This is a genomic window from Hyalangium versicolor, assembly GCF_020103695.1.
GTDB lineage: Bacteria > Myxococcota > Myxococcia > Myxococcales > Myxococcaceae > Hyalangium > Hyalangium versicolor.
This window is the reverse complement of sequence record NZ_JAHXBF010000004.1, coordinates 55,273-68,419: the sequence shown is the minus strand read 5'-3', so window position 1 is coordinate 68,419 and position 13,147 is coordinate 55,273. Positions and strand designations below refer to the sequence as shown.

Sequence of the window (13,147 nt, the reverse complement as noted above, 5' to 3'; positions counted from 1 at the left end):
GGCAACAAGCGATGAATCTGGGGTTTGTTTCGAGTCTGTCCGTGCTGGCTTCGGAAGGCGGCGCGCAGCGCGGCTTCTTCGAAGAGGTCGCTCGCCGCTGGGAAGCAGGCCAGGCGGGTATGTACCCCATCGCCCTGTGCGCGGTCATCGCTCTGGCCATCATCGTGGAGCGCACCATCGTCCTGTTCGTGAAGTCCTCCATCAACAAGGAGGGCTTCCTGCGCGGCCTGAAGAAGCACATCTACGCGGGTGATCTGGACAAGGCCATCAACTATGTGGCCGGCCAGAAGAACACCCCGCTGACCGCCGTCATCAAGGCGGGCCTGATGAACGTCCCCAAGGGCCAGGACGAGGTCCAGGCCGCTCTGGACGAGGCCAGCCTGCGCGAGACGCCGAAGATGGAGGCGCGCACCGGTTACCTCGCCATGCTCGGCAACGCGGCGATGCTCGCCGGTCTGCTCGGAACGGTGTCCGGTCTGATCTCCTGCTTCGAAGCAGTGGCCAACGTGAACCCGGCCGACAAGGCGACGATTCTGGCGAACGGTATCTCGGAAGCCATGAACTGCACCGCCTTCGGTCTGGTGACGGCCATCCCGGCGCTGATCGCCTTCTCCATCCTGATGGGCCGCACCCAGGGCCTCATCAACGACATCAACGAGACGAGCGTGTCGGTGCTCAACCTCATCGTCACCAACCGCGACAAGTTCAAGAACCTGAACATCCCCGCGCCCTCCGGGCACGGCGAGGAGTAGTCCGGGAACCCGGGCGCAGGTCCGTTGTCTGGAATCTTGGACGGCAGGCCGCGCCCGTCGTCTTTCTTTCTTCATCGTTGTCGTAGCGCAGAGCGGAGGTTGGCATGGCCGGCGGAATGGACCTGGGGACAGGTGGCAAGGGTGGCAAGAAGCCGCTCGACGCCGCGATCAACCTGGTCCCCTTCATCGACCTGATGGCGGTGACCATCAGCTTCCTGATCATGACGGCCGTGTGGACGCAGATTGGCCGTCTCCAGGTGTCGCAAGCAGGAGGTCCCTCGGCGGAGGACACGCCTCCGGAGCAGACCAAGACGGTGCAGCTCACGCTGGCCATCACTCCGGAGCAGCTGGTGCTCACCGCTGATCAGAGCTCCTTCGAGCCCATCCCCCTGTCGCGGAATGACAAGGGGAAGCTCGACCTGGCCAAGCTGACCGAGCGCCTCAAGCAAATCAAAGAGCAGTTCCCGGACCAGTCGGCCATCACGCTGCAGACGGATGACAAGGTTCGCTACGACGTTCTGGTTCGCATCATCGACGAGTGCCTGGGCAACCAGCTGCCGCAAGTGTCGGTGATGGCTGCGGGCTGATTGCCGCTCACGCAAGGATTCGAGGTCAACGCAAGTCATGGCCATCAAGGCTCCCGGTAAGCGGTACGGCAAGCGGCTCGAGCACTCGAAGGTGTTCGGGCACGGCCACCACGGCAAGAAGGGCACCTACGCGGACCTGCTCATCACCCCGCTGGTGGACATGTTCGTCATCATCGTGCTCTTCCTCATCGCGAACTTCTCCGCGACGGGCGAGGTGCTGATGATGACCAAGGACATCCAGCTGCCCGACGCCGTCAACGTCAAGGAAGTGGAGATGAACCCGGTGGTGATGGTGTCCAACGAGCAGGTGTCCATCTCGGGCACCATCGTGGGCCGGGTGGAGGATCTCGTGAAGGACGAGTACCTCAACATCCCCGCGCTGGAAGAGAAGCTGCGCGACATGAAGAAGCAGTTCGAGGACCTGCACGCCATGGCGGGCGGCGGCGAGGGCAACACCTTCAAGGGCGACGTGAACATCCAGGCCCACAAGGAGGTGGAGTTCCGGATCATCAAGCGGGTGATGTTCAGCTGCGCCACCGCGGGCTACGGGAACATCAACTTCGCGGTGCTCACCAAGGGCGGAGACAACCCGGTCGCCAAGGCCGAGTAGCCCTCTCTTTCGAAGCTTCCGCAGTCGTTCGAGCGCCTCGGCCTTGTCTGGCCGGGGCGTTCGTGCTTGAGGGGGCGTATGCACCTGCGAGCCGCCATCTTTGATCTCGACGGGACGCTGGTGGACTCGCTCGCGGACATTGCCGCGTCGATGAACCACTCGCTCGTCCAGCATGGACTCCCGACCCACCCGGTGGACGACTACCGCCATTACGTGGGCGAAGGGGTGATGACCCTGGTGCGCAAGGCGACGCCCTCGGACCGGGAGGACCTGCATGCCTCCATCCTGGCGACCTACCGCGCTTACTATGCGGAGCATCTCTTTGATCAGACCCGGCTGTTTCCGGGCATCCCCGGCGTGCTCGCCCAGCTCGCCGCGGACGAGGTGCGGCTGGCGGTGTTGAGCAACAAGGCGGATGCCTTCACCCGGCAGCTCGTGGAGGGGCTGCTGCCCGGAGTGCCCTTCGCGGCCATCTATGGAGAGCGGCAGGGCGTGCCTCGCAAGCCGGACCCGACGGCAGCGCTGGCGTTGGCTTCGGAGCTGGGCGTGGCACCTCGTGAGTGCGCCTTCGTGGGGGACACATCCGTGGACATGAACACCTCTCGCAATGCCGGCATGTATGGTGTGGGCGTCACCTGGGGCTTTCGGGGAGTCGAGGAGCTGCGAGCCGCGGGCGCGCGGGCACTGGCCACCTCCGCGGAGGAGCTGATCACGGTGCTGCGCTCGGCCCAGGTGGCCTGAGGGCGGAGTTCTCGCTCGGCGATGGGCATGGGTTCGACCGGGCAGCCCGGGTAGACTCGGGTCGAAGCTCGCCATGTCCGTGATCGATGACACCCAGGTCCTGGTCCAGACGCCTTGTGAGGCATTGAGGCCTTTCGTCAAAAGGTTCCTCATCGTCGAGTCCACGGCCGCGCACAGCGATGCGCACCTGCCTGCGCCGGGCCTCGTCGCCGCTTTCCGCTTCCGGGGTGATTGCCGCCTGTATGACAGCGCTCCAGCCCCACGCGCCGCGATCACCGGACTCTGGGACACACTTCGCACGCACGAGCACAGTGGGGACCATGCTGTGTTCATCGTCGCGTTCACTCCCACCGGGGCGGCAGCGCTGCTCCGTCCGCCGCTCGAGGAGTTCGCCAACGCCACCGAGGATCTCGAGGCCGTGCTTGGACGCTCGGCAGGACTGGACCGCCTCCAGGAGGAGCTGGCCGGGGCCGCGAACCACGGACAGCGCATCCGGTTCGTGGAGGAGTTCCTGCTCGCACAGGTGAGCGGGGCCCAGCCGGATCCGCTCGTGGACTCCGCCGTGGAGTTGATCGAGCGGACGCAGGCGATGATGCGCATCGAGGAGCTCGTCCGGCGGATCGGCTTGAGCCAGAGCGCGCTCGAGCGGCGCTTTCGGCGGCAGGTGGGGGCCTCACCGAGGAAGTTCGCTTCTCTCGTCCGCTTGCAGAACGTGCTCCGGCTCCGCGAGGCGGGCGCCGACCTCACGACGATCGCGCACGCGGCGGGATACTGCGATCAGCCGCACTTCATCCGGGATTTCAAGCGCTTCGCCGGGCTTGCACCGGGGCCGTTCTTCGCGGGCTCCATCGCCGGCTGAGACGCCGAGAAATTACAAGTCGCCGAGCTGGCCGAGGAACAGAGTGGGCGCATGGACAACCCACTCAAGCCATTCGTGATCATCTTCCGGCAAGGTGCCAGGGAACTCACCGAAGCCGAGCTCAAGAGCCGCTCCGAGGAGACGCGTGCCTGGGCCCAGGTCCACAACTCCGCGGGCCACAAGCTCGCCCCGCACATCCTGGCTCCCGAGAGCTATCGGAGCGGACCGTCTCCTGCCTCCAGGACCGACGTGATCACCGCGCTCCTCTTCCTCGCAGCGAGGAACCTCGACGAAGCGGTGGCAGTGGCACAGGTGCACCCTGGCGTCCGTTACGGTGCCAGCATCGAGGTCCGTCCTTGGGCATCCCCACCGGCCCCGCCACCGGCTGCTCCACGCAGCCCCTGACGTGCGATTCCGGACAACTGCGGCGCTGGCGCCATGCCTGGCGGAGGGTGCCCCACTGTCGGCGGGGTTGGACCGAACCTGTCCGACAAGCATACAGGTTGGTGTTGCCCGCGCCCGGAGGGTCCTCCTTCACGGGCGCGGGTGAAAACTCAGGCGGAGAGGGTAGGCCAACTGCTCAGTAGGCAGGCAGGCGAGCCCGTTCCTTGTCCTCGGCGCGGTTGTGCGCGGTCGCCGCGGCGATGATGTGGCACACCCAGCCCAGCAGGCCGCCGGTGCCAATCCAGAAGCCCGGCGTGATGATCAGCCAGAAGACCCCGCGCAGGATGTCCCCGTTGTAGATCTGACCCACACCGGGGATGACGAACGACAACAAGGCGGCGGTACCGGATCTCGACATCGTCTTCGCTTCCTCCTTGCCTCTCTCTACGGAGCCGCCGCACGCCCATTGCCCCCGGGCCGGGTGAGTCGGTTGCCAGGAAGGAGAGGGGGTTACCTTGACCCACTGCATGGGTTCGATGCATCCTCAACAACTCGCCCCGCTCGTGCGGGGGAGCTTCGGGGGGAAGCACCATCTGGATGCGTGAACGCATCGATCGGGCGTACGACGTGCGCGGCATCTTCACGATGCTCGCGCTCGCTGCCGCTTATATGGTGGCGGCGAAGGTGGGCCTGGCCTTCTCCCTGTTTCACAAGAGTGTCAGCCCGGTGTGGCCCGCTTCAGGCCTCGCGCTCGCCGGCCTGCTCTGGTTCGGAGTGCGGCGCTGGCCCGGCGTCTTCCTGGGCTCCTTCCTGGCAACCCTGCTCTGGCATGCACCGCTGCTCGCCAGCCTGGAGGTGAGCGTGGGCACCACCCTGGAGGCGGTGCTCGGGGCGTGGCTGCTGAAGCGGCTGGGCTTCTCGAGGACGCTGGAGCGTGTCCAGGACGTCGTTTCGCTGATCCTCGGGGCGGCTGCAGGGTGCTCTCTGGTGAGCGCTCTCATCGGCAGCTCCAGCCTGGCCTCCATGGGAATCCTCCCCTGGAAGGATTTCGTGAAGGGTGTGTGGGTGTGGTGGGGCGGGGATGCCATGGGCGTTGTGGTGGTAACGCCCGTGCTGCTGCTCATCTGGCCGCCGCGGCCCGTGGAGCGGCGGGTGGAGGCGCTGGCGCTGGCGGGCTGCACGCTGCTGGTTTGCCTGGGACTCTTCACGGCGGCGCTGGTGGGGCCGTTCTCCTGGTACATCGGCACTTTCTTCTTCTTCCCCCTGGCCACGTGGGCGGCGCTGCGCTTCGGGCCTCGTGGCGTGGCGCTCGTCACCCTCTTCCTCACCGTGTTCTCCCTCTGGGGAGCCATGGCTCGGCTGGGGCACCCGCAGCTCGAGTCCGAGTCGCAGTACATCGCGCAAACCCTGCTGCTCTGGCAGCTCTTCATCGGTGTGGGCGCCACCACGTGTTTACTGCTCGCGGCGGCCAGCGCCGGACGCCGGGACGCCACGAAGCGTGTGGAACTGCTGGCCACCGCCATGAGGGGTGTGAGCGAGGGCGTGGTCATCAGCTCGTTGTCTCCCTCGGGCCCCAAGGTGGTCTTCGCCAACGAGGCCTTCCGCTCGATGGTGGGCATCGGGCTCGTGGAGCTGATGGGGTGCTCTCCCGTGGAGCTCGCGGGAGAGATGGATCCGGAGACGCGCCAGCGGCTGGACGCGGCCCTGCACGGCGCGGAGCCCTTCCAGGGCCAGGTGTCGCTGAGGCACAGGAATGGCTCGCGGTTGCACAGCGAGATGCAGCTGTCCGCCGTGCGTGATCCGCAGGGCGGAGTGACGCACCTGGTGTTCACCTATCGGGATGTCACGGCCACGCAGGAGCTGCGCGCCCGCCTCATGGCCGCCGAGCGGGTGGCTGCTGTCGGCACGCTTGCCGCCGGAGTGGGCCATGAGATCCAGAACCCACTGGCCTACCTGGAGCTGAATCTGGGCGGCGCGGTGCGCAGCCTGCTCCGCGGCAGGGGAAGCGTGACGGACGCGCTCACGCAGCTCCGCGAGGCCCAGGAGGGCGCCGAGCGCATCCGGCTCATCGTCCAGGACCTCCGGATGTTCAGCCGCGAGGGCGCGCAGGACCGCCAGCCCGTGGATCTGCGCGAGGTGGCCACGCCTGCGCTCCGGATGGTGCGGCACGTGCTGCGCAACCGGGCGCGCCTGGTGGAGGACTACGAGTCCATTCCCCTGGTGCTGGCGAGCGAGGCGCGCCTGGGGCAGGTGCTGCTCAACCTCCTCGTGAACGCGGTGCAGGCCATCCCCGAGGGCGAGCCCGAGGAGCACATGGTGCGCATCCACACCTGCACGGCGCCGGATGGCCGGGCCCAGATCGAGGTGTGGGACACGGGACGCGGCATCCACCCGGAGGTGCTCCCGCACATCTTCGAGCCCTTCTTCACCACCAAGTCCTTCGAGGAGGGTACCGGCCTGGGGCTCTCCATCTGCCAGCAGATCGTCCGTGTCCACGGAGGGGAGATTCTCGTGAGCAGCGAACCCGGCAATGGCTCCGTCTTCACCGTCCTGCTCCCTGCCGCGCCCGAGGGGGCCATTCGCGAAGCCCCCCGTTCCCTGGCCGAGGATCCCTCATCGAACCCCCACACCCTGTCACGCCGAGGGCGTGTCCTCATCGTGGACGACGAGCCGCGCCTGGCCCAGTCCATGCGGCTGCTGCTCGAGCCGGCCTACGAGGTGGTCATCGCCACGGGTGGCCGCGAGGCGCTCGAGATGGTGGCCTCCGGGCAGCGCATCGACGTCGTCGTGTGTGACTTGCAGATGCCCGGGACGACGGGGATGGACCTGTACGAGCAGCTCTTGGAGCAGGCCCCCGATCTGGCCGAGCGGTTGGTGTTCATGTCCGGAGGGGCCTACACACCGGCGGCCACCCACTTCGTCAGGACGGTGCGCAACCGGGTGTTGGAGAAGCCCGTGCCTCCGGAGCAGCTGCGCTCCGCCATTGCCGCGGCGGTGGCACCCTCGCTGGCCCACACCAGCTCCTGAGCGCGGCGAGCGCCCGTGGGCTCCGTCAGACGCGCAGCCACTTGCGCGCGGTGGGCCCCACGAAGCGCATCACCCCGGCCACCGCGAAGAAGCGCACCGTGCGCCCGATGACGGCCGCCAGGAAGAAGCGGTCCAGCGGCACCGACACAATGCCGCTGCCGATGGCCACCACCTTGAACGGCGTGGGGAGGATGGAGCACAGCAGCGACAGCACCCAGAAGTTCTGCCCCAGCAGCTCGCTCAGCGTGGCGTCGATGCCGAAGCGCTGCACTCGCACGTTCAGGTCGATGTCCAGCCAGCTGACGGCGCCCTGGTGGATGAGAGTGCCCAGCCAGTAGCCGATCAGCCCTCCGAAGAGGCTGGCCACCGTACCCAGCACCGCGTACCGCACCCACTTCTTCGGCTGGGCCACCACCATGGGCACCAGCAGCGCGAAGGGTGGGATGGGGAAGAGCGAACCGTCGATCACCGAGACGAGCAGCATGGCCGACAGGGCATGCTTCGAGGCGGACAGCGCCTCCACCCGCAGGTACAACCGGCGGTACCAGGAGAGTTTCTCGGCGGGAGCAGGGGTCACGGCAGGGGCTGGGGACATGTCCGACATGTGGTGGCGCACCCTAGCGGAACCATGGCCGGTTTCCACCGCCATACGTGGCGGGGAGCGCCCGCTTGATTGGGATGCGACCGGAGCAACCCATACTTATGAACAAAGGAACGGTGAGGGTGAACTCATGACGGTCCAGGAACGCATCATGCAGTCCGCAGAGGCACTGAAGGTCTTCCCACTGCCTTCGGCGGTGCTCCTGCCCCACGCCGTCATGCCCCTCCATATCTTCGAGCCCCGGTATCGGCAGCTCGTGCGGGACGCGCTCTCCGGGGATCGGATCATGGCGCTCGCGCAGCTCGAGCCCGGCTGGGAGTCTCACTACGCGGGCCGGCCCACAATGCAACGGATGATGTGCGTGGGCCTCATTGCCTGGGAGGAGGAACTCGAGGACGGCCGCTACAACATCCTCCTCCAGGGTGTGTGTCGCGCACGCCTGCTCAGCGAGCTGCCCGCAGAGCACCTGTACCGTGAGGCGCGGGTCGAACTGCTACCGGACGGCCCGTACCATGGCCCGGAGGAAGAGCAGCTCCGGCAGGCCGTACTGGAGCTGGCGGGCCGGGTGCCGCCCTCGTTCTCCGAGGGGCTGCTGCCCGCGGTGGCCAAGGCTACGGGAGGCACGCTGGCGGACGTGGTGGCCGCGGCCATCATTCCCGAGCCCGAACGGCGCCAGCAGATGTTGCTCGAGTTGAACGTGCGCCAGCGGCTCCTGTCGGTGATTGAAGAAGTAGGGGAACTCATCGGCCGGCTTCAGCCCCTGCGGCCTCCAGGCCTGCTGAACTGAGCTGCCCCCTGCGAAGGACTTGCGTCCGTGTCCCTCCGGGCGTCTGCTGAGGGCGGACATCCTCGAAGGGGACTTGCACGAATGCGGCTCGTCAAGGTTGGGATCGCCAGCATCAACACCACGGTGGGCGCCTTCTCGCGCAACGTGGATCGGGCGCTCACGCTGGCGAAGAAGATGGCGGCCGAGGACGTCACCGTGGGGCTGTTCCAGGAGCAGCTGATCGGCGGCTACCCGGCCGAGGACCTCATCCAGTGGCAGGGCTTCATCGAGCACCAGTGGCCGGAGCTGGAGCGCTTCACGCACGAGACAGCGGCGCTGCCCACCGTCTTCGCCCTGGGCGTGGCGGTGGCGCATCAAGGCCTGCGGCTCAACTGCGCGGCCATCGTGGCCAGCGGCAAGGTGCTGGGGCTGGTGCCCAAGGAGAAGCTGCCCACCTACAACATCTTCTACGAGGGTCGCACCTGGTCGCGCGGCTACCCGGGAATGGCCGAGGTCCACCGCGGCGTGCCGCTGGGCGACTATCTGTTCCGCTTCGACTTCGGCGTGCTGGCCCCCGAGGTCTGTGAGGACATCTGGAGCGCGGACGGGCCCCAGCGGCGGCGCACGTACTCGGGCGGGGAACTGGTGGTCAACCTGTCCGCCTCGCCCTTCCGCCTGGGCTTCGTGGACACGCGCCGGGAATTGCTCGCCACGCGCGCCGCGGACCACCAATGCACCATCGCCTACGCGAACGCGCTGGGCAGCAATGACGGCATCATCTTCGACGGCGGCGGCTTCCTGAACCAGAACGGCCGCCACATCCAGGAGACGCCTCGCTTCCAGGAGGGCTACGCCACGGCGGTGGTGGATCTGGATCGCACCATGCGCCTGCGCTCGGAGAACACCACCTGGCGCGATGACCGGCAGGCGTGGCTGGGCCGCGGCGGCGCGCTGGTTCCCACGCTGGACTGCACGGGCGTCTTCAAGAGCCGGCGCGAGAAGCTCACCTACCCCGTGCCTCCGCACCGCAGCTTCTTCCTGCCCGGCCCGGATCAGCGCCGCCCCGCCCGCGAGGCCCTGTGCGAGGACCTGCTGGACGCGCTGGCGCAGGGCGTGGGCGACTACTTCGAGAAGACGCGTGCCTTCAAGGTCATCGGCATCGCCCTGTCAGGTGGGCGGGACTCGCTGCTGACGCTGCTGATCGCCCACCGGTACGCGAAGCGGGCGCGCCCGGACAACCCGGGCTCATTGCTGCGGGCCTTCTACATGCCCAGCCGCTACTCCAGCGATGCCACCCGCGAGGCCGCGGAGACCATCACCCGCGAGCTGGGTGTCCCGTTCCAGGTCGTCCCCATCGAGGAGGCCTTCGATCGCGAGCTCAACGTGGTGAAGCAGATGTTGGGGGATCAGGCTGTCACTCCCATCACCGAGCAGAACATCCAGGCCCGCTTGCGCGCCCAGCGCATGTGGAACTGGTCCAACTCGTGCGGTGGCCTGTTCCTCCAGACGGGGAACATGAGCGAGAAGGCGGTGGGCTACACCACCATCGGTGGAGACCTGATGGGCGCGCTGGCCGTGATCGCCAACGTGCCCAAGACGGTGGTCATGTACCTGCTGGACTACCTTCAGGAGAAGACGGGCTCCGAGGGCATCAAGAAGGTGCTGGCCAAGCCCGCGGGTCCGGAGCTGGCGCACAACCAGGTGGGTGAGGAAGAGCTGATGCCCTTCCCCATCCTGGACGCGTGCTTCTACCTCTTCGCCGGAGAGAAGCTGGTGCCCGCCGAGCTGGTGCAGGCCCTCACCGCGATGTTCCCCGAAGTCGAACCCGCGCGGCTCCAGGGCTACGTGGAGAAGTTCGTCCGGCTCTTCCTCCAGTCCATCTACAAGTGGGTCCAGTCGCCGCTGTCTCTGCACATCGGCAACCTGGACCTGGATCGCGAGCGCGCCCTGCAACTGCCCGTGGTCACCGGCTCCGAGTGGACGAAGAAGGCGTAACGCATCCATTCCGCCGGCTCGAAACGGCAAGCCCCGAAGCAGCTTCACAAGCGCGTGTTTCCACGAAGCTGCATGGCTGGCTGCTCCCCGCGCGGGGGCTCTGGCGCCCCCTGATCGCTGGACCGGTCCTTGCCGGATGTCCTGGCGGCGACAACCTTCATGTCGGTCAACCGACAACGGAGGGTTTGGATGAAGACGAAGATTCTCGTGGGCGCTGTCGCGGCGCTCCTCTACGGCGGCGTGGCTCTTGCGAACGACAAGGACTGCCCACCGGGAAGCAAGATGAATGACACGCAGGCGAGCTTGGACTCGCAGGCGGTTGGCGATCAGCGCCAGGCCGTCATCGAGACCCAGCCCGTGGATGAGTCCATCGGCGGCAGCGGACAGGCCGGGATGGACAAGAGCCTGACCGTCGACGAGAAGTCCAAGGTCGACCAGGGGCTCGGCGGGAGTGGTACGGCCGGTCAGTCCAGCAGCGACATGCTCCTGCGCTGCCAGCCGGTGAAGAGCGGCACGGGCGGTAGCGGCTCCATCGATCAGAGCAATCTGACCCCTGACCTGGGCAGCTCCAGCATCGGTTCGGGCGGTAGCGGCTACCAGACCGAGCCTCTGCGTCAGCCTGAGGTGACACCGCAGCCCGAGGTGGCTCCGCCGTCCTCCACCACCGTGGTGGTGAACCCGGAGCCGGCCACCGGTGCCTTCACTCCGATCACCGAGAGCGACAAGAACGTGAAGAAGGAGTCCAAGGCGAACATGCGCGGCCTTACCGTGATGGTGGGCGGCGGTGTGGAGGGTTACACCGGCGCTCTGGCTCCTGAGATCAACCCGGGTCCTGCCTACGGCGTGACGGCGGCCATCAAGCCCTCCAAGGTGTTTGGCATCGAGCTGGGCTACAGCGGCGCCGTGAACAACCTGGATACCGCCATCGGCGGTGGCGCGACCAGTGGCCCCGACCTGGTTCGCAACGGTGGCCAGGCAGCTCTGACGTTCGGCCTGGGTGCCGCTCCGGTGCAGCCGTACGTGCTGGGTGGCATTGGCTTCAGCGACTACAACTTCCGTGGCGCTGCGGCGGGCTTCGATGACGACATGGTGGGCAACGTGCCGGTGGGCGCCGGTCTGCGCACCCACATCGGTGACTTCACCGCGGATCTCCGGGCGAACTACAACTTCCTGTTCGACCAGAACTTCGCCACGGGTGTCGATGCGGGCCTGAACGAGAACGGCCGTTACTCCGGTACCCTGAACATCGGCGGTACGTTCTAACCAGGTTCGACTCAGGACATGTCCACGCGGCGCGGCATCCCCAAAGTCAACAGGGTGCCGCGCCGTTCTTTATCTAAAGCAGCGCGCGCCCCCAGGGCGCGTTAAGGTGGGCTTTGTTCCCTATTTCCCAGGAGGCCCGTGAATGAGCTTGCAGGTGGATGACTTGAAGGTGGGCACCGGCGCCGAGGCGACGGCTGGCAAGACGGTGACGGTGCACTACGTGGGCACGCTCACCAACGGCTCGAAGTTCGACAGCAGCCGGGATCGGAAAGAGGGCTTCTCCTTCCGGCTCGGGGCCGGGCAGGTCATCCAGGGGTGGGACAAGGGCGTGGCGGGCATGAAGGTGGGAGGGCTGCGCAAGCTCACCATCCCCCCGGAGATGGGCTATGGGTCGCGCGGCTTCCCGCCGGTCATTCCCCCCAACTCCACGCTCGTCTTCGAGGTGGAGCTGCTGGAAGTGAAGTAGCAGTGGTGTCGGCCCGGAGTTTCGGGCCGCTCCGAGAGCGAGGCCAACATGGCGACGATGGAAATCAGCAAGGACAACTTCAAGGATACGGTGGGCAAGCAGGGCATCGTCCTGCTCGACTGGTGGGCCTCGTGGTGCGGGCCGTGCCGGGCATTTGCCCCCATCTACGAGCAGGTCTCCGCGAAGCACGCGGACATCACCTTCGGGAAGATCGACACGGACGATCAGCAGGAGCTGTCCGGCGCGTTCGAGATCCGCTCCATCCCCACGCTGATGGTGTTCCGGGACGGCATCCTGCTGTTCGAGCAGGCGGGCGCCCTGCCGGCCGCGGTGCTGGAGGATCTGATCTCCAAGGTGCGCGCGCTGGACATGGACGAGGTGCGCCGAGAGGTGGAGGCCAAGCGCGCGGCGCAGGAGCCTCCCAAGGCCTGATCGCGTGCTGAGCGCGGTCCTCTTCGACATGGACGGCGTCCTCCTCAAGAGCGAGGAAGCGTGGGCGCACGTGGTGGCCGCCGCGGGAGAGCACTTCCGCGGCAGCCCCGTGACGCGAGAGGAGTTCCGTCCCACCTTCGGCCAGGGCACGGATGCGGACGTGCGCGTCTTCGGGCTGCGCTGTACGCCCGACGAGCTGGATCGCTTCTACTTCGAGCAGTTCCCTCGCTATGCGGAGCACGTCTGGGTGAACCCGGAGGCGCGGCCGCTGTTGGAGTCCCTGGGCGCGCGAGGCCTGCGGCGGGCGGTGGTGACGAACACGGCGTCGCCGCTGGCCGCTACACTGCTGGAGTCTGCGCGCCTGTCGGACTGCTTCGAGTGCGTGGCGTGCTCGGATCTCGTGCCCCACTCGAAGCCCGCGCCGGATCTGGTACTCTACGCGTTGGAGCGGGTGCGCGCGGCGGCTGGCGAGGCGCTGATGGTGGGGGATTCGCGCTATGACCGGGGTGCGGCGGGCGCGGCGGGGGTGCGCTTCGTGGGACTGGGGTTGGACGGAGACGCGCGCATCGAGCGGCTGAGCGAACTGATGGCCCACCTCGCTGCTCCCAGCGAGGTGTGACGGGCGGCATCTTCGACGTCCGCCTGCGAGACAGGCAGGGGGCCT

The 13,147-nt window shown here is 67.1% G+C and carries 15 protein-coding genes; 13 read left to right on the top strand and 2 right to left on the bottom strand.

The features are described 5' to 3' along the window. The first annotated feature begins 11 nt into the window (after positions 1-11). From KY501_RS09685 to KY501_RS09660, 6 genes are all read left to right on the top strand, one after another. On the top strand, positions 12-752 hold the full coding sequence (locus tag KY501_RS09685; RefSeq protein WP_224362411.1) for a MotA/TolQ/ExbB proton channel family protein: 741 nt from the start codon (positions 12-14) through the stop codon (positions 750-752). A 104-nt stretch (positions 753-856) separates the two neighbouring features. Continuing rightward, a complete protein-coding gene (locus KY501_RS09680) occupies positions 857-1,339 on the top strand; it encodes an ExbD/TolR family protein (protein WP_224362410.1) in 483 nt (160 codons plus the stop codon). A gap of 37 nt (positions 1,340-1,376) precedes the next feature. Next, entirely contained in the window at positions 1,377-1,949 is a 573-nt protein-coding gene (locus KY501_RS09675; RefSeq protein ID WP_224362409.1) for an ExbD/TolR family protein, read from the top strand. Between the two features lie 78 nt (positions 1,950-2,027). Then, entirely contained in the window at positions 2,028-2,690 is a 663-nt protein-coding gene (locus KY501_RS09670; protein WP_224362408.1) for an HAD family hydrolase, read from the top strand. Positions 2,691-2,763: 73 nt separating this feature from the next. Continuing rightward, positions 2,764-3,549: an AraC family transcriptional regulator gene (locus KY501_RS09665; RefSeq protein WP_224362407.1), complete on the top strand. Its 786-nt coding sequence runs from the start codon at positions 2,764-2,766 to the stop codon at positions 3,547-3,549. A gap of 51 nt (positions 3,550-3,600) precedes the next feature. Beyond that, positions 3,601-3,954, top strand: coding sequence for a YciI family protein (locus KY501_RS09660; RefSeq protein ID WP_224362406.1), 354 nt, complete (start codon positions 3,601-3,603; stop codon positions 3,952-3,954). Positions 3,955-4,129: 175 nt separating this feature from the next. On the opposite strand, the gene KY501_RS09655 is transcribed toward KY501_RS09660, so the two are convergent. Next, positions 4,130-4,351 carry a hypothetical protein gene (locus KY501_RS09655; RefSeq protein WP_224362405.1) on the bottom strand — a complete coding sequence of 74 codons (222 nt, stop codon included), beginning with the start codon at positions 4,349-4,351 and terminating at the stop codon, positions 4,130-4,132. A 179-nt stretch (positions 4,352-4,530) separates the two neighbouring features. Here KY501_RS09655 and espC point away from each other — a divergent pair, with 179 nt between their 5' ends. Further along, complete coding sequence (gene espC / locus KY501_RS09650) at positions 4,531-6,960, top strand: serine histidine kinase EspC (RefSeq protein ID WP_224362404.1); 2,430 nt, start codon at positions 4,531-4,533, stop codon at positions 6,958-6,960. 25 nt (positions 6,961-6,985) lie between these two features. On the opposite strand, the gene KY501_RS09645 is transcribed toward espC, so the two are convergent. After that, on the bottom strand, positions 6,986-7,564 hold the full coding sequence (locus KY501_RS09645; protein ID WP_224362403.1) for a YqaA family protein: 579 nt from the start codon (positions 7,562-7,564) through the stop codon (positions 6,986-6,988). 127 nt (positions 7,565-7,691) lie between these two features. Between KY501_RS09645 and KY501_RS09640 the strand changes: the two genes are divergently transcribed. The 6 genes from KY501_RS09640 (at position 7,692) to KY501_RS09615 (ending at position 13,102) form a co-directional block, all read left to right on the top strand. Next, a complete protein-coding gene (locus tag KY501_RS09640) occupies positions 7,692-8,348 on the top strand; it encodes an LON peptidase substrate-binding domain-containing protein (RefSeq protein ID WP_224362402.1) in 657 nt (218 codons plus the stop codon). Between the two features lie 81 nt (positions 8,349-8,429). Continuing rightward, positions 8,430-10,322, top strand: a complete 1,893-nt coding sequence (gene nadE / locus KY501_RS09635; RefSeq protein WP_224362401.1) for an NAD(+) synthase — start codon at positions 8,430-8,432, stop codon at positions 10,320-10,322. 189 nt (positions 10,323-10,511) lie between these two features. Further along, positions 10,512-11,585 (top strand): putative outer membrane beta-barrel protein, encoded by a 1,074-nt coding sequence (locus KY501_RS09630; RefSeq protein WP_224362400.1) that lies wholly within the window; start codon positions 10,512-10,514, stop codon positions 11,583-11,585. A gap of 142 nt (positions 11,586-11,727) precedes the next feature. Continuing rightward, entirely contained in the window at positions 11,728-12,051 is a 324-nt protein-coding gene (locus tag KY501_RS09625; RefSeq protein ID WP_224362399.1) for an FKBP-type peptidyl-prolyl cis-trans isomerase, read from the top strand. A gap of 48 nt (positions 12,052-12,099) precedes the next feature. Next, the gene (gene trxA, locus KY501_RS09620) at positions 12,100-12,483 is read left to right on the top strand and encodes a thioredoxin (protein WP_224362398.1); all 384 of its coding nucleotides are present in this window, start codon (positions 12,100-12,102) and stop codon (positions 12,481-12,483) included. A 4-nt stretch (positions 12,484-12,487) separates the two neighbouring features. After that, positions 12,488-13,102 (top strand): HAD family hydrolase, encoded by a 615-nt coding sequence (locus tag KY501_RS09615; RefSeq protein ID WP_224362397.1) that lies wholly within the window; start codon positions 12,488-12,490, stop codon positions 13,100-13,102. Positions 13,103-13,147: the final 45 nt, after the last annotated feature.